Source organism: Sphingobium sp. KCTC 72723 (genome assembly GCF_014280435.1).
GTDB lineage: Bacteria > Pseudomonadota > Alphaproteobacteria > Sphingomonadales > Sphingomonadaceae > Sphingobium.
On sequence record NZ_CP060388.1, the window covers coordinates 1,408,362 to 1,427,285 of the forward strand.

Annotated in this window: 22 protein-coding genes and 1 tRNA gene; 7 read left to right on the forward strand and 16 right to left on the reverse strand. The window is 65.4% G+C overall.

Annotated elements, in window-relative coordinates; translation table 11 throughout:
* Positions 1-16: 16 nt before the first annotated feature.
* Positions 17-1,141 (reverse strand): phage major capsid protein, encoded by a 1,125-nt coding sequence (locus tag SPBM01_RS07005; protein WP_188064622.1) that lies wholly within the window; start codon positions 1,139-1,141, stop codon positions 17-19.
* A 174-nt stretch (positions 1,142-1,315) separates the two neighbouring features.
* Here SPBM01_RS07005 and SPBM01_RS07010 point away from each other — a divergent pair, with 174 nt between their 5' ends.
* Positions 1,316-1,984 carry a phytanoyl-CoA dioxygenase family protein gene (locus SPBM01_RS07010; RefSeq protein ID WP_188064623.1) on the forward strand — a complete coding sequence of 223 codons (669 nt, stop codon included), beginning with the start codon at positions 1,316-1,318 and terminating at the stop codon, positions 1,982-1,984.
* On the opposite strand, the gene SPBM01_RS07015 is transcribed toward SPBM01_RS07010, so the two are convergent.
* Both SPBM01_RS07015 and SPBM01_RS07020 read right to left on the reverse strand, forming a co-directional pair.
* A complete protein-coding gene (locus SPBM01_RS07015; protein WP_262504349.1) occupies positions 1,981-2,397 on the reverse strand; it encodes an HK97 family phage prohead protease in 417 nt (138 codons plus the stop codon). The genes SPBM01_RS07010 and SPBM01_RS07015 overlap by 4 nt on opposite strands.
* The gene (locus SPBM01_RS07020) at positions 2,394-2,726 is read right to left on the reverse strand and encodes a DUF6127 family protein (protein WP_188064624.1); all 333 of its coding nucleotides are present in this window, start codon (positions 2,724-2,726) and stop codon (positions 2,394-2,396) included. The genes SPBM01_RS07015 and SPBM01_RS07020 overlap by 4 nt, the downstream gene beginning before the upstream one ends.
* 178 nt (positions 2,727-2,904) lie before the next feature.
* Between SPBM01_RS07020 and SPBM01_RS07025 the strand changes: the two genes are divergently transcribed.
* Positions 2,905-3,048, forward strand: a complete 144-nt coding sequence (locus SPBM01_RS07025) for a hypothetical protein (protein WP_188064625.1) — start codon at positions 2,905-2,907, stop codon at positions 3,046-3,048.
* On the opposite strand, the gene SPBM01_RS07030 is transcribed toward SPBM01_RS07025, so the two are convergent.
* From SPBM01_RS07030 to SPBM01_RS07075, 10 genes are all read right to left on the reverse strand, one after another.
* A complete protein-coding gene (locus tag SPBM01_RS07030) occupies positions 3,045-4,169 on the reverse strand; it encodes a phage portal protein (RefSeq protein WP_188064626.1) in 1,125 nt (374 codons plus the stop codon). The two genes, SPBM01_RS07025 and SPBM01_RS07030, sit on opposite strands and share 4 nt — an antisense overlap.
* Before the next feature lie 170 nt (positions 4,170-4,339).
* Positions 4,340-4,678 (reverse strand): hypothetical protein, encoded by a 339-nt coding sequence (locus tag SPBM01_RS07035; protein ID WP_188064627.1) that lies wholly within the window; start codon positions 4,676-4,678, stop codon positions 4,340-4,342.
* Positions 4,679-4,740: 62 nt separating this feature from the next.
* A complete protein-coding gene (locus SPBM01_RS07040; RefSeq protein ID WP_410483046.1) occupies positions 4,741-6,015 on the reverse strand; it encodes a DNA-packaging protein in 1,275 nt (424 codons plus the stop codon).
* A gap of 230 nt (positions 6,016-6,245) precedes the next feature.
* The gene (locus SPBM01_RS07045; protein ID WP_188064629.1) at positions 6,246-7,553 is read right to left on the reverse strand and encodes a M28 family peptidase; all 1,308 of its coding nucleotides are present in this window, start codon (positions 7,551-7,553) and stop codon (positions 6,246-6,248) included.
* A 51-nt stretch (positions 7,554-7,604) separates the two neighbouring features.
* A complete protein-coding gene (locus SPBM01_RS07050) occupies positions 7,605-7,991 on the reverse strand; it encodes an endonuclease domain-containing protein (RefSeq protein ID WP_188065600.1) in 387 nt (128 codons plus the stop codon).
* 240 nt (positions 7,992-8,231) lie between these two features.
* A complete protein-coding gene (locus tag SPBM01_RS07055) occupies positions 8,232-8,492 on the reverse strand; it encodes a hypothetical protein (RefSeq protein ID WP_188064630.1) in 261 nt (86 codons plus the stop codon).
* A gap of 11 nt (positions 8,493-8,503) precedes the next feature.
* Positions 8,504-9,037 (reverse strand): hypothetical protein, encoded by a 534-nt coding sequence (locus SPBM01_RS07060; protein ID WP_188064631.1) that lies wholly within the window; start codon positions 9,035-9,037, stop codon positions 8,504-8,506.
* Positions 9,038-9,205: 168 nt separating this feature from the next.
* Positions 9,206-9,853, reverse strand: a complete 648-nt coding sequence (locus tag SPBM01_RS07065) for a glutathione S-transferase family protein (RefSeq protein WP_188064632.1) — start codon at positions 9,851-9,853, stop codon at positions 9,206-9,208.
* Positions 9,854-9,964: 111 nt separating this feature from the next.
* The gene (locus tag SPBM01_RS07070) at positions 9,965-10,663 is read right to left on the reverse strand and encodes a hypothetical protein (RefSeq protein WP_188065601.1); all 699 of its coding nucleotides are present in this window, start codon (positions 10,661-10,663) and stop codon (positions 9,965-9,967) included.
* Between the two features lie 128 nt (positions 10,664-10,791).
* Positions 10,792-11,034, reverse strand: coding sequence for a hypothetical protein (locus tag SPBM01_RS07075; RefSeq protein ID WP_188065602.1), 243 nt, complete (start codon positions 11,032-11,034; stop codon positions 10,792-10,794).
* Positions 11,035-11,127: 93 nt separating this feature from the next.
* On the opposite strand from SPBM01_RS07075, the gene SPBM01_RS07080 reads away from it, so the two are divergent.
* Genes SPBM01_RS07080 through metK form a run of 4 tightly spaced genes read left to right on the forward strand, consistent with a single transcriptional unit; the run spans position 11,128 to position 15,135 of the window.
* Positions 11,128-11,649 (forward strand): GNAT family N-acetyltransferase, encoded by a 522-nt coding sequence (locus SPBM01_RS07080; RefSeq protein ID WP_188064633.1) that lies wholly within the window; start codon positions 11,128-11,130, stop codon positions 11,647-11,649.
* Positions 11,650-11,659: 10 nt separating this feature from the next.
* Positions 11,660-12,295 carry a YqaA family protein gene (locus SPBM01_RS07085; protein ID WP_188064634.1) on the forward strand — a complete coding sequence of 212 codons (636 nt, stop codon included), beginning with the start codon at positions 11,660-11,662 and terminating at the stop codon, positions 12,293-12,295.
* An 8-nt stretch (positions 12,296-12,303) separates the two neighbouring features.
* Entirely contained in the window at positions 12,304-13,881 is a 1,578-nt protein-coding gene (lnt, locus tag SPBM01_RS07090; protein ID WP_188065603.1) for an apolipoprotein N-acyltransferase, read from the forward strand.
* A 57-nt stretch (positions 13,882-13,938) separates the two neighbouring features.
* A complete protein-coding gene (metK, locus tag SPBM01_RS07095) occupies positions 13,939-15,135 on the forward strand; it encodes a methionine adenosyltransferase (protein WP_188064635.1) in 1,197 nt (398 codons plus the stop codon).
* Between the two features lie 88 nt (positions 15,136-15,223).
* On the opposite strand, the gene SPBM01_RS07100 is transcribed toward metK, so the two are convergent.
* The 3 genes from SPBM01_RS07100 to SPBM01_RS07110 all read right to left on the reverse strand — a co-directional run bounded on the left by SPBM01_RS07100 (position 15,224) and on the right by SPBM01_RS07110 (position 18,173).
* Positions 15,224-15,300, reverse strand: a tRNA-Ile gene (locus SPBM01_RS07100).
* A 32-nt stretch (positions 15,301-15,332) separates the two neighbouring features.
* Positions 15,333-16,373: a polysaccharide deacetylase family protein gene (locus tag SPBM01_RS07105; protein ID WP_188064636.1), complete on the reverse strand. Its 1,041-nt coding sequence runs from the start codon at positions 16,371-16,373 to the stop codon at positions 15,333-15,335.
* Between the two features lie 42 nt (positions 16,374-16,415).
* A complete protein-coding gene (locus SPBM01_RS07110; RefSeq protein ID WP_262504350.1) occupies positions 16,416-18,173 on the reverse strand; it encodes a sensor histidine kinase in 1,758 nt (585 codons plus the stop codon).
* A gap of 205 nt (positions 18,174-18,378) precedes the next feature.
* Here SPBM01_RS07110 and SPBM01_RS07115 point away from each other — a divergent pair, with 205 nt between their 5' ends.
* Positions 18,379-18,852: an Lrp/AsnC family transcriptional regulator gene (locus tag SPBM01_RS07115; protein WP_188064637.1), complete on the forward strand. Its 474-nt coding sequence runs from the start codon at positions 18,379-18,381 to the stop codon at positions 18,850-18,852.
* Positions 18,853-18,924 lie beyond the last annotated feature (72 nt).

The window sequence follows — 18,924 nt, forward strand, 5'->3', positions numbered from 1 at the left end:
ATCCATCCACCGCGTCTTAGGAGGCAGCAAACTTCATCAGCTTAATGGCTTCGCTATTGGCTACCGCACCGCCAATCCGCTTGACCGCATAGAAATGCACGAACGGCTTGTTGCTGAACGGATCGCGCAGGATGCTGGTGTCGCTGCGCTCGGCAATGACATAGCCCGCCTGGAAATTGCCGAAGGCAATCGACAGGCTGCCCGCCGCGATGTCCGGCATATCCTCCGCCTCGACCACGGGATACCCCAGCAGCGTGGCGGGCTGCCCCGCCGCCAGCCCCGCCTGCCACAGAAACGCCCCGTCGCTGGTTTTCATCTTGCGGATGACCGACAGCGTGGCACTGTTCATCACGAACACTGCCCCCTGCCGGTATGGCGAACGCAGGCTCTGCACCAGGTCGATCAGCCGGTCCTGCGGGCTGGCCGCAAAGGCGCCCGCCGCCCCCGACGCCACATATTGCAGCGATCCGAACGCGCGCACGGCATCCGCCTCCGCCGTGGTCGTATAGGTCAGAAAGCCCTTGGGCTTGTTCACGCCATTGCCGGTGACGAAGGCCGCGCCCTCCGCCACGGCAAATTCCCGCGCAATCTCACTCGCCAGCCATCCTTCGACATCGAACTGCGCATCGTCCAGCATCGCCTGGCTCGCCGCCGGATTGGCATAAAGCTCACCCGAAGGCGGCGCGATCTCGTTAAAGCTCGGCGTCCCCGTCTCGCCCCGCGCGCCCACTTCGCTGGCCCAGCCCGACACGACACCGCCCGCACTCACCAGCTTGCGATAGCCCGCCGTCCCGGTCCGCACGACATTGGCGACACCACGGATCGGCGAAATCCCCTTCAGCGTTGCGCCGATCAACTGGTCGATCTCACGCGGCACCGCATAACCGCCCGTGCCACCGCTCGCCCCGGAAAAGCTCTTGAGTTCGACGCCGACCTCATGCCCCTGCCGCAAATAGCGATCGACGAAATTGGCCCGCGCCGGATCAACCGCCCCGCCCTTCACCCCGTCCAGCACCGGCCGCCGCTGCGCCAGCAACGCCCCTTTCAGCGCCGCCATCTCGCTCTCCATCGCCCCGATCCTCTCCCCCTGCACCACCGCATCCAAACGCGCATCCAGCGTGTCGATCACCCCGTCCGTCATATGCTTCTCCTGCGTGTAAAACGAAAAAAGGCGGCCCCGGATGGGACCGCCTGAATAAGCCCTCGCCCCGATGGGGAGAGGGATACGAAGCCTTGCCAGCCTGCTGGCTAGGCGAAGTTGGGAGAGGGGGCCGCGCCCTTGCCCCCAAAACCAACCTCGCGCTAAACTGTGTGAATGACCCTCACCCTGACGCGCGACGGCGCACAGCATCTCCTCGCCGCGCTCGACACCGCCTCCCTAGCGGTCATAGAGGCCACACTCTCCAAGCTGCCCACCGACCGCCCCGGCCAGCGCCTCGCCAACCTGGCCGGACTAGCCCCGCTGCTCGCTCAGGACGGCGCAGTCGGTCGCCACGCCACCGCTCATCTCGGCCATGCCGCGCGCGCCGTCCGCGCCATCCTGTTCGACAAGAGCGCCACCACCAACTGGTCGCTCGGCTGGCATCAGGACCGCACCATCGCCGTGCGCCAGCGGATCGACACGCCCGGCTTTGGCCCCTGGACGACAAAATCCGGCATCCAGCATGTCGCTCCGCCGCAATCGCTGCTCGATGCCATGCTGACCCTGCGCCTGCATCTCGACCCGGTCGATGCCGCCAATGCCCCGCTGCTGATCGCCCCCGGCTCTCACCGTCATGGCCGCATCGCCGAAGCCGACGTCGCCGCCCATGTCGCGCAATACGGCACCCATGCCTGCCTCGCCGATCGCGGCGACATCTGGCTCTACGCTACTCCGATCCTCCATGCCTCCGACGCAGCGACACAGCCAAGCCACCGCCGCGTCCTGCAACTCGACTACAGCGCCGACACCCTGCCGGGCGAACTGGAATGGCTGGGGGTCTAGCCCTCCACCGCCACCACCCGCGCCAGATCCTGCATAGGATGCGTCACCAGACTGACCTCCACCAGATCCAGCGCCAGCAACTCGCGCGGCCCCGCACCCCGCGCCTCCCGCACGCGATAGCCGAACGATAACCCGTCCAGCGATCCGCCACGCAAAGCCGCCGCCGCTTCCCGCCCCGCCGCCGTCCGCGCCGACACGCGCCCGATCACGCGCAGCCCCCGCGCATCCTCCCGCGCCGTTTCCACCACGCCAATGACGCTGCCCACCCCATGCTGCCACAGCAACGGCACCCCGCCCGCAGCCACGGCACCAAAAGCCCCCGCCCGCACCACATCGCCGCCCCGGTCCACCCGGTCGAACACCGCCGCATAACCGGCAAAGCGCACGTCGCTCCGTATATCTGGGCCGCTCACGCGCGCACCAACCCGACCAGCCCGGTCTTGACCGCAATACCCAGCAGGATGAGCGCCAGCCCGATCCGCACGACCCACCCGACCACAGCGCCCCGCGCCGCCTTCTTCGCGTCGCGCCAGGCGCGCAGCAATTCGCGCAACTCGCGCACATCCTCCTGCGCACGCCGATCGCTCAGCCCCAGCCGCTCCAGCGCCCGCCCCGCACCCAGTTCGCTCGCTTCCTCGATCAACGCCCGGATCATCACCATGTCCGCCGCGATCGCCCCCTGCCCCGGCACTCCCTGCGCCTGCGCCACCAACCGCGCCAGCATCTCACCATCCTGTGTCATAATATCCTCCAATCCCCTCGCCAGACAGGTTCACGCGAAAGCACGGCGCCTCCCGGCAATCCCTCGCCCCGGAGGGGAGAGGGCAGCGAGACTTGGTGACGCAGTCGCCTAGTCGCAGCGGGAGAGGGGGTTAGCCGCACCCTGTGTCACCAATCCAAAATGCTGCTAACCTTGCCCAATGCGCCGACTACTGCTCCTGATCGCCCTGATCATCGCCACCCTCGCCCTATGGCTCTGGCAATCCAATTTCATCGCTACCGACACCTGCCTCGACAGCGGCGGTCGCTGGAACACCGTCACCAGCGCCTGTCAGCCAAGCTAACGCACGCCAAGCAACGCCTTCTTCTCCTCACTCGTCAGAAAATCAGCCGCCGCCACCCGCTCCCACAAAGCCGCCCTCTCGTCCGACAGCGCAGGCACCGCGTCCAGGTCCGGCTCGATCCGCAGCCCCGGCCACCACCCGTCCAGCCCCTGCGCCAGCCCCGCGCCGATCTTGCCTACCAGCGGCAAGATCGTCTGCCGCCACAGCGCCTTGTTCGCTTCCCGATAATTGGCATAACTATTGTCGCCGGGCAGGCCCATCAGCATCGGCGGCACCCCGAACGCCAGCGCAATCTCCCGCGCCGCCGCGCTTTTCAGCCCAACAAAATCCATCTCGGCAGGTGTCAGGCTCATCGCCTTCCAGTCCAGCCCACCTTCCAGCAGCATCGGCCGCCCGGCATTGGCCGCACCTGCAAAGGCGACCTCCATCTCCCGCCGTATCCGCTCGAACTGTTCGGGCGACAGCACCGACCCGTCGCCCGGATCATAGATCATCGCCCCGCTCGGCCGCGCCGCATTGTCCAGCAAGGCCTTGTTCCACACACTCGCCGCATTGTGGATCGCCACCGCGCCGGCCGCCGCACCCACGCACCCCAAGCCATAATGATCGTCCAGCGGATGCAGCGCCTTGATATGCAGCACGCTCGTCCGCCCGCTCGCATCCTCCGGCGACAGCCGCGTCACGCTGTCCCCCACGCGATAGAGATAGGCCATCGGCCACCCCCGCGCGTCGGCCTCCACGCTGACCCGTTCGGGCCGCAGCGCGAACAATTCGGCAGGCGTCCCGTCCGCCCCAGCAATCACCTGGACATAGCCATTGCCGTGCAACAGCAAATGGCTCGCCAGCGTCTCCACCAGCCCCTGCCCCGCCGAAGCCCGCGCGATCAGCGCCGTCACTCGCGCCCCATCCTCCACACCTACGACCTTCAACGCCGCAGACCCCGCGCCTTCGGACACCAGCCGCATCGCCCGCTGCGCCACCGGATTGCCGACCACGCCCGCGCGCACCTGCGCCTCATAACTGCTCGGCCACTCCCCCAGCGCCACCGCGCCGCTACCCCATGCCCGCGCCAAAACCGGCCGCGCATCCCCCTGCGCCGCCTTCGTCCCAAACCATTTCATGCACAGTCTCCCAAACGCAAAAAACCCTCTCCCATAAGGGGAGAGGGCCAGAACATTTTCGAAGCAGGGGAGAATCCCCTGCTGACTCGGAAAATGTGACAATCAAAAAAGTGGAGGTTGGTGGCGTCAGCCGCCTACCGAAACTGGGAGAGGGGGGTTAACCCCTCACATCAGGGATTACGCCGCAACACCCGGTCGCAGGTCGAATTCGTCCCCTCGCTCTTGCCGATCAGCCGCCCGGCCAGCGCACCCGCGCCAGCACCCAGCAGCGTCTCGCCAACGCCACCACCCGCGACCAGCCCGACGCCCGCGCCACCGGCCGCACCAATGATCGTCCCCTTGTCGCGCCCCTTCTTGCCCTGCAACAGGCAGTAGCGCACATCGTCCCGATCACGCGGCGCCGCCCGCGACACCCGCGCCCGATCCTTGCTGTTGAGCGAAGCCGCCAGCACCGGCGACGCCACCAAAGTCACGCCTGCCAAGGCCGCCAGAATTTTTGCCGTCTTCATCGCACTTACTCCGCAATCCTATATGATGCTGCCGAAACGTTTGGCGGCACGCAGGGTTCCACTCACACCCCGCGCACTCGCGCCTCCCCTCGCCGCCCCAGCATCAACTCGCTCAGCGCCCACACCAGCGCATCGGCCCGGTCGGGCGATCGCCCCGGCCCCACATAAGCGCCCCCGGTCAGCAAGCCGCACATCTCATCCTCCAACGCTGGGAAAGCCCCGCGATGCGCCACCCGGCCCACTTCATACAGCGCCGCCACCGGCTCCGCCCGCGCCACCTTGCCCCGGCTCGCATGGACCAGCCGCACCGGCAGCGCTTCTTCCGCCGCGCGCAGCACGCTTTGCACCATCTCCCCGCCATTATTGGCTTCGGCCACCACTCGGTCCGCCCCATGCACCATCGCGGCCGCCGCCACTGCCCGCGCCCAGCCTTCGGGCGATTGCCCCGCGACGCTGGCGTCGGCAATCACATAAGCGCGCCCGTCGCTGCCCATGCCTGCCACCACGATCCCGCACGCATCGCCATGCGCGGACGCAGGCGGATCGACCGCCACGACCACCCGGCCCAGCAATGCACCCGGCCCGTCTCGCCCCGGCACATGCGCCACCCGGCACCGCTCGATCAGGTCGCGGCTCCACAAAGCGCCCTCCACTTCCTCGATCAGTTCCCCGTCCAGTTCCTGCCGCCCCAACCTTGTCCCGCCATAGCTTTCCATCATCGCCGCGACGAAACCGCCCGCCAGATTATCGGCATTGTCCGCCGTCCGCCCCCGCGTCACCACCACGTCGCTGCCATTGCGCGCCACCAGCCCCCGCACCAAAGCCACCGGGCGCGGCGTCGTCGTCGCCATCACGCGCGGCTCCCGTCCCAGCCGCACTGCCATCATCAGATTGTCCCAAGCCGCCTGCCCGAACGGCCATTTGGCGATTTCATCGGCCCAGCCATGGCTGAATTGCGGCCCGCGCAGCGATTCCGGTTCCGCCGCCCCGAACAGCATCGCCATCGCGCCATTGGGCCACATCAACCGCCGCAGCGCGGGCGCAAAGACCGGGCGGCACCAATCCGGCGTCACGGCCATCACCCCCGAAGCCCCCTCCACCATCACGCTGCGCGCCTCGCCCAGCGTCGCGCCGACGATGGCGATCCGCGCGGTGCAATCGCGCTCGGCAATGTCCCGCACCCATTCGGCCCCCGCGCGCGTCTTGCCAAAGCCACGCCCGGCCATCATCAACCAGATGCGCCAGTCGCCCGGCGGCGGCAATTGCGCCTCCCGCCCGACAAATTCCCAACTGCGCGCCAATGTCTCCGCCGCATGGGCGTCCAGCCAGGACAGCATCCGCCTGCGCTCCCGCGCGTCCCAATTGGCCAGCCAAATCTCGCCGTTGACCTTCATCGCCCTCCCCCTGTGTGTATGATACGCCTCACGGCGCATGACCGCACCGGCCCGCTCCCCCACCCGGCCACCCAACGGCAGTATATTGTGGGAGGCCGGGTGGGGGAGCGGGCCGGTGCGGAACCCGAAATGCGCTCTTCCGCGCATTTCGCACAAAGACTGACGCGCTTCCCCTATCTGCGCGGCGCCATGCCGCCAAACGTCACCAGGCTTTCCGCGCCATCCTGCGCCACTGCCGCCACGCCAATGAAATGATCGTCTACGACCACATCCTTCAGCACCGTCTCGGTCGCGCCCGTCACGACCGCGCTGTCCGCCCAATCCTGCGCATCGGCCCGCCGCCAATAGACGCGGTAAGCCCGCGCCCCCGGCACCGCGTCCCAAATCACCCGCGTATCCATCGACAATGCCCCGTCGAGCGACACGGTCGCAGGCGCAGCAGGCGCATCCGCCAGCACCCGCAACGTCGCCACATTCAACGCCGTAACCTTGGCCAGATAGGCAAAGTCCATGCCCTTGACCGTGTCGCCATAATCGCGCCCGGCCTCGACCCGCAAATCCTGATGCTGCCGGTCATAATTCTCGATCCCCACCGAAAAGCGCACGGCCGGATAGCCCGCTTCCAGCAGCGGCGTATGGTCCCCGCCCCGCCCGAAACGGTCGGGCCGCCGCACCGCAAACACGTCCAGCCCAATCTGCGGATTGGCTTCCGCAATCCCGTCGATCGCCTTGGCCAGCGCGCGCGAAGGCCCGTCATCCTCCGCACCGATGCCCCGCCGCGTCAGCCCGGCCTTCACATCCTCGGCCGACCTTATCCCTTCGGAAAACACCCGCACCCGGTCCGCGACGATGCGGCCATTCTGCCCGGTGGTATTGCCGACGATGTCGTTGTTCAACATCGCGCGCACCTGCCACCCGCGCGCCTTAGCCGTGCTGGCCAGCAACTTGCCGCCCAGCAATCCCTGCTCCTCGCCCGACAGCAGCGCATAGACGATCGTGCCATCGAACTTCTGCCCGGCCAGCACCCGCGCCGCCTCGATCACCAGCGCGCTGCCAGAGCCATTGTCATTCGCGCCGGGCGCATCGCTGGTCGCGTCCATGACGTCGCTCACCCGGCTGTCGATATGCGCCGCGACGATCACCACCTGATTGGCATCACCCGTCCCACGCTGGATCGCCAGCACATCGACCACATCTGCGCCATTTGGCACCCGCGCCCCGGTAAAGCGCTCCGACACGCTCTCGACCTTCAGGCACCCGCCGCACGTCCTGGAAATCGCCGCAAATTCCTTCGCCGCCCACCCCCGCGCCGCGCCAATCCCCCGCTTAGGATCGCTCGCCGACGACAGCGTATGCCGCGTCCCGAAACTCACCAGTTTTTCAACCGTAGCCTTCAACCGCCCCGGATCAGGCACCCGCTCCTGCGCGATCGCGGGTACAGAAAGGGCGGATGCAGCGGCCAGCAGAGCGAGTGTTTTCATGCGAAACAGGTCTATCGCCTGTTGCACAGGTGTAAAGCGGCAAGACACCTTCTAGCCCTCTCCCGCCTTCGCGGGAGAGGGTTGGGTGAGGGTCTTCTTCTTCAACAGCGCATCACAGATCATTTGTGCGACCCCGTCCAAATTGGCCGCCACATCATGGTTCCAGAACCGCACGACCTGAAAACCCTGCGCTTCCAACCACGCTGTGCGTTGGCGATCGGATTCTTCGCTATGCTGGCCGCCATCCAGTTCGATCACCAGCGCCACTTCTACACATAGAAAATCCACTATATATTGACCAAGCGTGGCCTGTCGGCGAAACTTGAAACCTTCGAGCTGACGATTGCGCAGGATCGCCCATAATGCACGCCCGACATCGGTCATGTCGCGTCGAAGGCGAATGGCATGAGGGCTGACTTGGCGACGAACCGGAAACATCAACTACCATTCTATCGCAAGAAAGACCCTCACCCAACCCTCTCCCGCGAAGGCGGGAGAGGGCTATAAGTGACGGGTCCAACGGCCAATATCTGTCGAATTACACCCAACGCACTATGTGCGTCAGGACGAGCCGACTCTCCAACCATTCCAGTCCAGCACCATAACCTCGACAATCCTTTGACGACTGGCATGTCATGCTGCCCGGCCTGTCGCTTTCCAAGCCCACCGGAAACAGCATCATTTTCCAGCTCGATAACGTCCAAAAACGAAAAGAGCCCCTGCAATAAACGGTGTTCCATACGCTATCGAGAACAGTAAAACCCAGTGGAGAAAGTCGGCATCTGTGCCAGAGACAACCGCTGGCCATACCGGCATTGATCCAGACCATAGCGCGCCAAGCATCATGCCCGGCAGAATGACTATCGCCCAAAATAGACCAAGTATCTTCGCAGCCATCGTCATGGACGCCAGTCTCACGCCTGCCTTGAAGAATTGCAAGCCGCCCCCCTTCAAGTCCCCGTCTCCGCCCGCCGCTTGCGTATCTCGTCCAGCACCCGTTTCATCCGCGCCAGCGCATCCTCGCTCCCCGGCCCTTCCCGGTCGGGCATCGTCGCGCGGTATCGCGCCACTTGCTCGCGGTGCCTGGTCAGCAGTTGCAGCGCCAGCTTCAGGTCGCGCCCGCGCTTGATCTTGCGGCTTTTCACTGCGCCTTCACCGTCTAGCACGATTTCCTCGCTCTCGCTGCCGAACAGCACTTCGCGCATCAGCATCGCCTCGATCTCGGCATAGCCGATGTCGCGCACCCGTTCCCACTCGGCGGCAAAGCGCCTGTCGGTCTGGCGGCGCTTATAGGCGCTGGCCCGGCACACCCCGGCCACGCGCGCCGCTTCGGTCGCGTTACAGGTTTCGGCCAGCGTCTGGAGGAAAATCTGCTCCTTCGCGCGGTTCCACCCGTCCTTGCGCGGCTTGCGCTTCTGCGCGCGGGCGCCCTGTGCCGACGCCTGACGCTTCACCACCAATGCTGCCGCCTCACCCCCGACCATCGCCCGCCCCCGCGCTGCGTCACCGCAGGCCAACGCAAAAAGGGCCAGCCCCTGTTTCAGGACCGGCCCTCGCCGCGTCGCCCCGCCTGGCGACTCACATTTTTCCACTATGCCTTTCTCTGCCAGATCATCGTGACGCTGTCAAGCATAATGTTCCATATGGGTTAATTACTTCGCCATCATCCCCGCAACGATCGGCGCTTCCAGCGCCATCGCGTCCGCCACGCTGGGCCGTGCCTTCACTTGCTCCAGCCAGGCCGATACCCTGGGCCAGCGCCCCGCATCCAGCCCGTCCGAACAATAAGCCACATTGATGATCGGGCAGGCCACGCCCAGATCGGCCAGCGTGAACCGATCCTCGACCAGCCAGCCGGAATCGGGCATAACCCCTTCCATATAATCATATATCTTTGGCATTTCGGTCGCTTCCGCCGCATCCGCCGCCGCCAGGTCGCTTTCCTGCTTCAACGCCTTGGCCACCACCCGGTTGAAAAAGATCTTCTGTCCCGCCGCCTGGACGATCGTGTCGCCAAATTCCTCATACCACACCGTCCGCGCCCGCGCCTTCGCCTGCGCCGGGATCAGGTTCGGCTCCGGATGCAGGGCATCCATATAGGTGATGATCGCGGTCGAATCGCACAGCAGGAAATCACCATCCTCCAGCGCGGGTATCTTGCCGAACGGCGACCCTTTGAAATAGCCTTCCGCCCCGCGCCCAAACCCGGCTGCCTGCACCTCGACCGTGATGCCCTTCTCGGCGGCAAAGGCCAAAACCTTGCGCACAAACGGCGATGGCCGCGCTCCATGAATGATCATGCGTCCTGCTCCCTCATCATATCAAGAGCCGCACCATGCCAATCCAGTTTTGAAATGCAACTAGAAAATCATCTGCACGCCATTGTCCATCTCGCTGTCGCAATGCCCTTGTCAGCCAGCCACCCGCGTGCGCGTATAGTCGATCCGTATCCGCACCCAGCTACCGACCTGCGGCTTGCCGTTGACGCGCGGCGGCATCACCAGAAACTGCCACGCCGCCAGCCGCACCGCGCGGGCATAGCCCGACCCCAGCGGCGATTCGCCCAGCGTCTGGCAATTATCGACATGATAATGGTCGACCGTCTTGCACGCGACCAGACCCCATCCTTCCGCCGGACCATTATTGGGCAGGAAGGGCGACAGTTCGGCATTGGTCGGCCGCCTGTACCATTCCGCCTCGAACAACTGCACCCCGCCCGGTCCCTCGCCCGGCCCGGCCACCGCCGCGCTGTCCCCTTGCCCGGAAGCGCCCACGCCCTGCGCCGCCTTGGGCAGCTTGCCGATGTCCGCCGACGCCATCTGCTCACGGTTCATGGTGATGAAGGGGAAGGGCGATGGCGGCAATTCGGCGGGCTTTTCCACTGGCACCGGCGGGCGCACCACCGGATCGGCGGTCTTTTGCGGCGCGGCCTTGTCCTTCTCGCGCCGCTCGGCCTTCTCCGCCCTGGCCTGCTCCTTTTCCGCCTTCGGCCCTGCCTCCACGTCGAAGGTCACGGGCATCCGGTCATCGACCTTGGGCGGATCGACCTTGGGCGACAGGGTGAACAGCGCCAGCAACAGGATAGCGTTCAGCACCAGCGCGAACGCCATGCCGCCCGCGCGCTGCCGCAATCTGGCCCAGGGAATATTGGAAAATGTCAAATGCGCCGACCGAACAGGACTTTATGGGATGGGTCATGCCCAGACGCCACCGCCGCGTCAACGCCGTCGCGGCGGAATCAACACACATCTTCCTCCTGGACCACGGGCCTGCTCTCCCGCGTCGCTCGCATCCGGCTATTCTTGTCATCGGCATCGCTGGTCAGCACGACATGATCCTCATGCACTTCCAACAGCACGCCGGCAAAGGGAAAGCCCTCCAAACTGCCAGTCACGCGATAGCTGACCTCGTCCCCGACCTTGAAAGTCGCAGGATCAGTGTTGAAGGTGAAGGGGCAGCTGCCCTCGCCCATATTCTGCATCTTCATCTCTCCTTTTGCCCGTGACCCTACCGCGCCCCGCCACCCGATCAACCCCCTGTCGCCGCGATGGCATCCTCGCTACAGGCTTTGGCCATGCTCATCCGTCTCGCCACCCCGGCCGATCTTCCCGCGCTCCACCCGGTCATCGAACGCGCCTATCGCGGCGACAGCGCGCGGGCGGGCTGGACCTTCGAATCGGACCTGCTCACTGGCCCGCGCACCGACATCGCGACCCTGTCCACCATCCTCGCCAGCCCCACCGACCGGCTGCTGGTCGCGCTGGATGCTGACGCCGCGCCCCTGGGCTGCGTCCAGATCACGGATCGGGGCGACGCCCTCGCCTATCTCGGCCTGCTCTGCATCGACCCGTTGCGCCAGTCGTCGGGCCTTGGCCGCCGCCTGATCGCCGCTGCCGAAGATCATGCCGCCCGCCTCTTTGCCGCGCAAATCATGGAAATGACCGTCATCGACAGCCGCGCCGAACTCATCGCCTGGTATGCGCGGCGCGGCTACGCCCTGACCCCCGAAAAACGCCCCTTCCCCATCCCGCTCGACCCGCCATTGCAAATGGTCGTGCTGGCAAAAAGGCTGGCGAGCGGTAGCGATCTCGGCTAGGTCGCGGCCCATGCTCAACAGGCTCTATCAATGGACGCTGGCCAAGGCCGCCCATGCCCACGCCGAACGCTGGCTGTTCGTCATCAGCTTCATGGAATCGAGCTTTTTCCCGATCCCGCCGCACCCCCTGCTCGGCCTCATGTGCCTGGCCCGGCCGGAACGTGCGCTGCGCTTCGGCTTCATCTGCACGCTGGCGTCGGTGCTGGGCGGGATGCTGGGCTATGGCATCGGCCACTTCCTCTACGAAACGGTCGGGCAGCAAATCCTGACCGCGCTGGGCCTTGCCGCCAAATTCCCGGTCGCGGCCTGCTACCTCCGCGATTACGGCGCGGAAATCATCCTGATCAAGGGCGCGACGCCGATCCCGTTCAAACTGATCACGATCACGGCGGGCTTCATCGGCCTGCCGCTGTTCACTTTCCTGTGGGCGTCAGTCCTGTCCCGCGCGTTCCAGTTCATGCTCGTCGGCTTCCTCTTCTGGAAATTCGGCCGGCCCATCAAAGCCTTCATCGAAAAATATCTCGCCTGGCTTTCCGCCCTGTTCCTCGTCCTCATCGTCGGGGGCTTCATTGCCGCATCCATGCTGACCGGCGGCGGGCAAAAGGACGATAAATGCAGCCACGCCACCATGGCGACCATAGGCTGATACCGGCCATGTATGCTGCCGCGCAGCAGGCTTTCGCCCGCCATCCCAAATGGGCGGCGCTGCTCGCCGGGGCGCTCTCGGCGACGGGCTTTGCCCCGCTCAACCTGTGGCCAGTCACGCTCGCCTGCCTTGCTGCGCTGATTCTGCTCATCGAACGCGCCCCCGACCGCCGCGCCGCCTTCCTGCGCGGCTGGCTGTTCGGCGTCGGCCACTTCACCCTGTCGCTCAACTGGATCGCCCACGCCTTCACCTTTCAGGACGCGATGCCCCACTGGCTGGGCTTCCCCGCCGTCGCGCTCCTCTCACTCTACCTCGCGCTTTTCCCGGCACTGGCGACGCTGGGGACATGGTGGCTATCCCATAACCATATGTTCCCGCGCAGGCGGGAACACGCAGTTCTTCCCTTCATCCCCCTCTTCGCCGCCCTCTGGCTCGCCAGCGAATATCTGCGCGCGTGCGCTTTCACCGGCTTTGCCTGGAACCCGATCGGCATCATCCTGCTGCCCACCGGCGCAGCGATCGGCGCGACCCTGATCGGCACCTATGGCCTTGGCGCGCTCACCATCCTCGCGGCCGGGGCGCTCCGCCTCGCTCTCGCCCGCGACTATCGCCCCGCCGCCGCCATCGCCGCGCCGCTCTGCGCCCTTGCCCTCTGGGGCATCCTGTCCCCCGCGCCCGCCACCCCGCCCGGCGCACCGCGCGTCCGCGTGGTCCAGCCCAATATCGGTCAGGACCAGAAATATTCGGTCGCCGCCGAAGTCGCCAATTTCCGCAAACTCGCCGCCCTTTCCGGCCAACCGCGCGCTGCCCCCCGCCTCATCTTCTGGCCCGAAGCGGCGATCCCCGCCTATCTCGACATGGAACCGGGCTGGCGCGCCCGCCTCGCCAGCCTGCTCGGCCCCGGCGACCTGCTGCTCACCGGCGCGGACAAGGTCTATTTCAAACCCGTCGAACAGGACGGCTTCGTCACCCAGAAACTGACCGGCGCCAACAACAGCGTCTGGATCGTCACGCCCGACGCCACGCTGCTTGACCGCTACGACAAATCGCACCTCGTCCCCTTTGGCGAATATCTGCCGATGCGGTCCGTCCTCACCCCGCTCGGCCTCTCCCGCCTGGTGCCGGGCGACGCTGATTTCTGGCCCGGCTCCGGCCCGCAAAGCCTGACCCTGCCCGCCACCACCGGCCGCCCGTCGCTCAAAATGGGCGTGCAGATCTGCTATGAAATCATCTTTTCCGGGCAAGTGGTAGACCGCGCCAACCGCCCCGCTTTCCTGTTCAACCCGTCCAACGACGCCTGGTTCGGCAGCTGGGGTCCGGTCCAGCATCTGGCGCAAGCCCGCCTGCGCGCGCTGGAGGAAGGGCTGCCCGTCATCCGCTCCACCCCTACCGGCATTTCCGCCGTCATCGACGCGCGCGGCCATGTGTTGCGCAGCCTGCCGCACAATCGCGCCGGTTTTCTCGACAGCGGCCTGCCTCCGCCCTTGCCGCCCACTCTGTTTGCCCGCGTCGGCAATGTCGCACCACTGGCCCTGATGCTCTTGCTGTTCGGGCTGGCCATTGCCTTGCGGCGCGGCAAAAGCTAATAGCGACATAAACAATTCTTTATATCGAACTTGCCCAAAGCGTCTTACGGGAGTCCCATGCGTAGCCATTATCTCTTCACCTCGGAATCCGTATCCGAAGGCCATCCCGACAAGGTCGCGGACCAGATTTCCGACGCCATCGTCGACCTGTTCCTGTCGAAAGACCCAGAAGCCCGTATCGCCTGCGAAACCCTGACCACGACCCAGTTGGTCGTGCTGGCGGGCGAAATCCGCTGCAAGGGCGTCTATGAAAATGGCGCATGGGCGCCGGGCGCACAGGAAGAAATCGAAGCGACCGTGCGCGAAACCGTGCGCCGCATCGGTTATGAGCAGGACGGCTTCCACTGGCAGACCTTCCGCTTCGAAAACAACCTCCACGGCCAGTCCGCCCACATCGCGCAGGGCGTCGATGAAAGCGGCAACAAGGATGAAGGCGCAGGCGATCAGGGGATCATGTTCGGCTATGCGTCGGACGAAACCCCCGACCTCATGCCCGCCACGCTCTATTACAGCCACAAGATCCTCGAACGCCTCGCCCATGACCGTCACAACAAGGTCGTGGACTTCCTCGAACCCGACGCCAAGAGCCAGGTCACGCTGGAATATGTCGATGAAAAGCCGGTCCGCGCCACCGCGCTGGTCGTCTCGACCCAGCACGCTGCGGGCATGGACAATGACGACAGCCGCGCCAAACTGCGCAGCTATGTCAAGGGCGTGATGGCCGACATCCTGCCCGAAGGCTGGCTGCCCGACGACGCACAGATTTACGTCAACCCCACCGGCCTGTTCGAAATCGGCGGGCCGGATGGCGATGCGGGCCTGACCGGGCGCAAGATCATCGTGGATACCTATGGCGGCGCATCGCCCCATGGCGGCGGCGCGTTCAGCGGCAAGGATCCGACCAAGGTGGACCGTTCGGCCGCCTATATCACCCGCTACATGGCCAAGAATATCGTCGCCGCCGGGCTTGCGCGCCGCTGCACGATCCAGCTCAGCTACGCCATCGGCGTCGCCGAACCGCTCTCGCTCTATGTCGACCTGCACGGCACCGGCACGGTCGAAGCCTCCGCGATCGAAGCCGTCCTGCCAACGCTCGTCCGCCTGACGCCCAAGGGTATCCGCACCCATCTGGGCCTCAACAAGCCGATCTATCAGAAAACCGCCGCCTACGGCCATTTCGGCCGCCAGCCCGACGGCGACTTCTTCCCCTGGGAAAAGACCGACCTGGTCGACGCGCTCAAGGCTGCGCTGTAAAAGCCGCCACGACACACACACCATCAAGCGCCGGGACCAAGGTTCCGGCGCTTTTTTCATATGTATCGGAAATGCGCGATCGGGAAGTTGGTGGGCCCGGCAGGACTTGAACCCGCAACCAATCCGTTATGAGCGGACTGCTCTAACCAGTTGAGCTACAGGCCCCACCTTGTCGACGCACGCCCGATTAGGCAGCATCACGCCGCTTGGCAAGCCTCGATCCGCATCGGCACGGCACACAATAGCTGGTCCAGGCTCGCCGCCCTCACGCCCCGCCGCGCCAGATGCGCCAGCACCGCGTCCCACCAGCCATAAAATGCCGTCCTGTCCGCCTCGTCCCGCACATAGGGCGTATGTCCCGGCTCCAGCGTGGGCGAATGAAAACTGAAATTCAGCACCCTGACTCCTTCGGCCATCAGCGCGTCGATCGCTGCGATCGCTTCGCTTGCCGATATGCCTTCGGGCGTCAGCGGCACCCGGCTCAACATCCGCGCCCGCGACAATGCCCCTGCCAGCGGTCCCATCGTCTGCGCCGCGCGATACAATCTTTCGCCGCCCCCGCGCAGCAATCCGACAAAGGCCGTCGACAGCGGCAATTCCATCAGCGTCCGCCCCGGCCCCGCCCAATAGGGGTCTTGCGGCAACCCGCAAAAATCCGGGCCATGCTGATGACTGTAATCGAACCGGCTGCGCACCGAACTGTCCAGCCGGAAACCGGCCTCCTCCAGCAACTGCGCACTATTGGGGCCAACCCCGTAACGCCCCGCACGATAGGCAATGGGCCGCGCCCCGAACCGTTCCTCGATCCGGCGGCACAGCGCTTCCAGCTTGGCCCGCTCGACCGCTTCGGGCAGGAAACCGACATAGCTGTTGGCTGCGCTCACATCCTCGACATGGGGCGGATTGACCCATGGATGCAGGTGCGCGCCAATGTCCGCCGTGCCGTCCGCCACCCACTGGCCCATCATATCGGCGGCGGCATCGCAATCCACCACCGGATAGTCCGTGACATAGACCGGCTTCACCCCGGCGGCCGCAAAATATGCCTGCCCCCGCGCCATCCCGGCCAGCGCGGTCACGCCATGCCCGGTCCGGCTGAACGGCGCATCCCAGTCAAACTCTTCTTCGGTATCGACAAACAGCATGAAGCGCGTGCCGAATGCCGGGTCGATGGCAATCATGTCCTGCGGCAATGGCGCCGTCAGCAGGTTGCCGTCATGGTCAGGGGGACAATTCATGATCCCTCGCCTAGCGCATAATGGTTGCGATAGGGTTTCCCCTCAACCGATGTCAGCCGCATCTTCCATCGCCGCCACGGCGGGTATCGACAGCAATAGCCGCTCGGCCTCCACGTCCAGACTACCGCCACATGCCCCCGCCAGACTGCGGATCAGCCGCAGCGAAAAGCCCAGCCCCAGCAATGGCCCGTCCGCCCAGTCGCCATCGGACGTATAGCCCGGATCGAGCAATTGCGCTTCTTCCATCCCGTCCAGACTGCTCGGCCGGTCGATCGCCAGGACCACGCGCCCCTCGCCACCATCGGGGTGGAACCAGCAGCTCCCGGTCACGGCCTCGCCCACCGGCGCGATCGAAATCACCGTGCGCAACAGATGCTGGACCATCCGCTCGCCCTGCACCGGGTCGATGCACAGCGGCGGCAGTTCCGATTCCATCGCAATATCGACCGGGCATCCCCCCGCCGAATCGCAGAAACGCGCCGCCACCTGCGCGATCATCAGCGCCGGGTCGATCCGTTGCGCCACGCCGCCCTGCTCCCCGCGTGATACCCGCGCCGCCAGGTCCAGATCATCGAACGCCACCAGCAAATGGCGCGCATCGACGGCGATCTTGCCCGCCATGTCGCGATAGACATCGCCTGCCGCACCGAATAATTCCTGCTCGATAATCTCGGCAAAGCCCAATATCGCATTTAGCGGCGTGCGCAGTTCATGCACCAGCTGGCGCAGGGAATCGGTCGGCAAACCGTGGATCGCCATGGGCGACGCGGCAGCGGGCCGGGCCGCGACTTCATGCAGATAGGGGCGGCGCGCCTGCCCGCGATACCCCTGAAACCGCCCCGATCGCGGATCGAAGAAAGGCGTAGCCGACAGCCGCCACTCCCCCGCCATTGCCCCCCCGACGATGGCGAAGCGCCCATTCTGAAACCCGCTGCGCCGGGCAAAAGCACCCGCGACATGGCCGTCCGGCCCGCTCTCGCCGTTCAGCGCAACATCGCCCAGCGACAGCCCGATCAGCGCCGCGCGCGGTCCCTGATCCACCCACATCATCATGCCGACCGCATCGGTTTCAAACGCAAAGGCGCCCGGCACCGCCTGCGCCGCATCCTCGGTCGCCACGCTCGATACCGGTGGCGATACCGGCGGCTGCCGCGTGCTGGTAAAGCGGGCGATCCGGTCCACCAGATTGCGGATCTGGTCCTCGTCGCGCCGGGGCGGGTGCAGCGCCGTCACCGTGGCGACCGGCGCTTCGACCGCCGCCGCCGGGGCCGGGGCCGCAGGTGCCGCCGCCGGGGCCACCATATCCTGCGTCAACCACATGTCGGCTTCGCCGACCATATCCTCGCGCACCGTCGTCAGCACCAGATCGGACGATCCGAACGCTTCCAGCGCCAGCCGCGTCTGCGGCCCGACATCGCGCCGTCCGCGCAGCACGCCGCGCGCCGTGGGGTTCAACGCGGGCAACATCCCGGCCCACACCGCATCGGGCAACTGCGCCCGCGCGATCGCCGCCGCTGCAATCGACGGCCGATCACCTGCGAAAAATTCGACCAGGCTGGCCGACCGCAATCGCTGCCCCAGTTCCACCACTGTCGCGATTCGCTGCGTTTCCGACAGCTTGGGCCGCAATTGCGCCATCCGTTCCAGCAATTGCCCCCGCTCATCGGCGGCCAGGCCCGGCCGATCCGCCCGGTCCTGCTGCGCCAGCAGGTCGACGCACTGACGCCACAACGTCACCGCGCCCAGACCGGCCCGGTCATCAGCCGCCAGCACTGTCTGCATCAGATCGTTGAAACGCACCGCAAATCCTTATATGCCGCCCGCGACAGGCCGATCATCCACCACGCATCGCGGCACTCTTGCCTCTACCGATAAGCGTTCGCATCCGAAAGGAAAAGGGGCGGGACACGCGAACGAAAGCGATCGTCGCATAGTGGGACAATTGCATTGCCCTGAAACATTATTATGATGGCGCGGGTAAACAGGACAGGAAATAATCGTAATAATGGCCGGCCCGAATATCGACGACATCGACCTGCAAATCCTGGGCGAATTGCAGCAGGATGGCAGAATGACCAATGTGGAACTGGCGCGTAAAGTCGGCCTGACCGCCCCCCCTTGCCTGCGCCGCGTCCGCGCGCTGGAGGAAGCAGGGGCAATCACCTCCTACCATGCCGTGGTGGATCCGGGGATGCTGGGTTACACCATCACCGTGTTCGCGATGGTCAGCCTGAAAAGCCAGGCGGAAGCAGACCTCAAGGCGTTTCAGGATCATGTCGCCACGCTTCCCGAAGTGCGCGAATGTCATATGCTGAACGGCGAAATCGACTTCATTCTCAAGGTGGTGGCAAAGGATCTGCAAAGTTTCCAGCAGTTCCTGACCTCCAAACTCACCCCCGCCCCCAACGTCGTCAGCGTCAAGACATCGCTGACGATCCGCACGTCCAAAAACCTGCCGGGCGTCCCGCTGCCGGTGTGATGCGCCGGGGAAGATTTACTAAGATTCTCCCCTGTGGGGGGAGGTCTATCGAATATGGGTTTGCACTCTTAC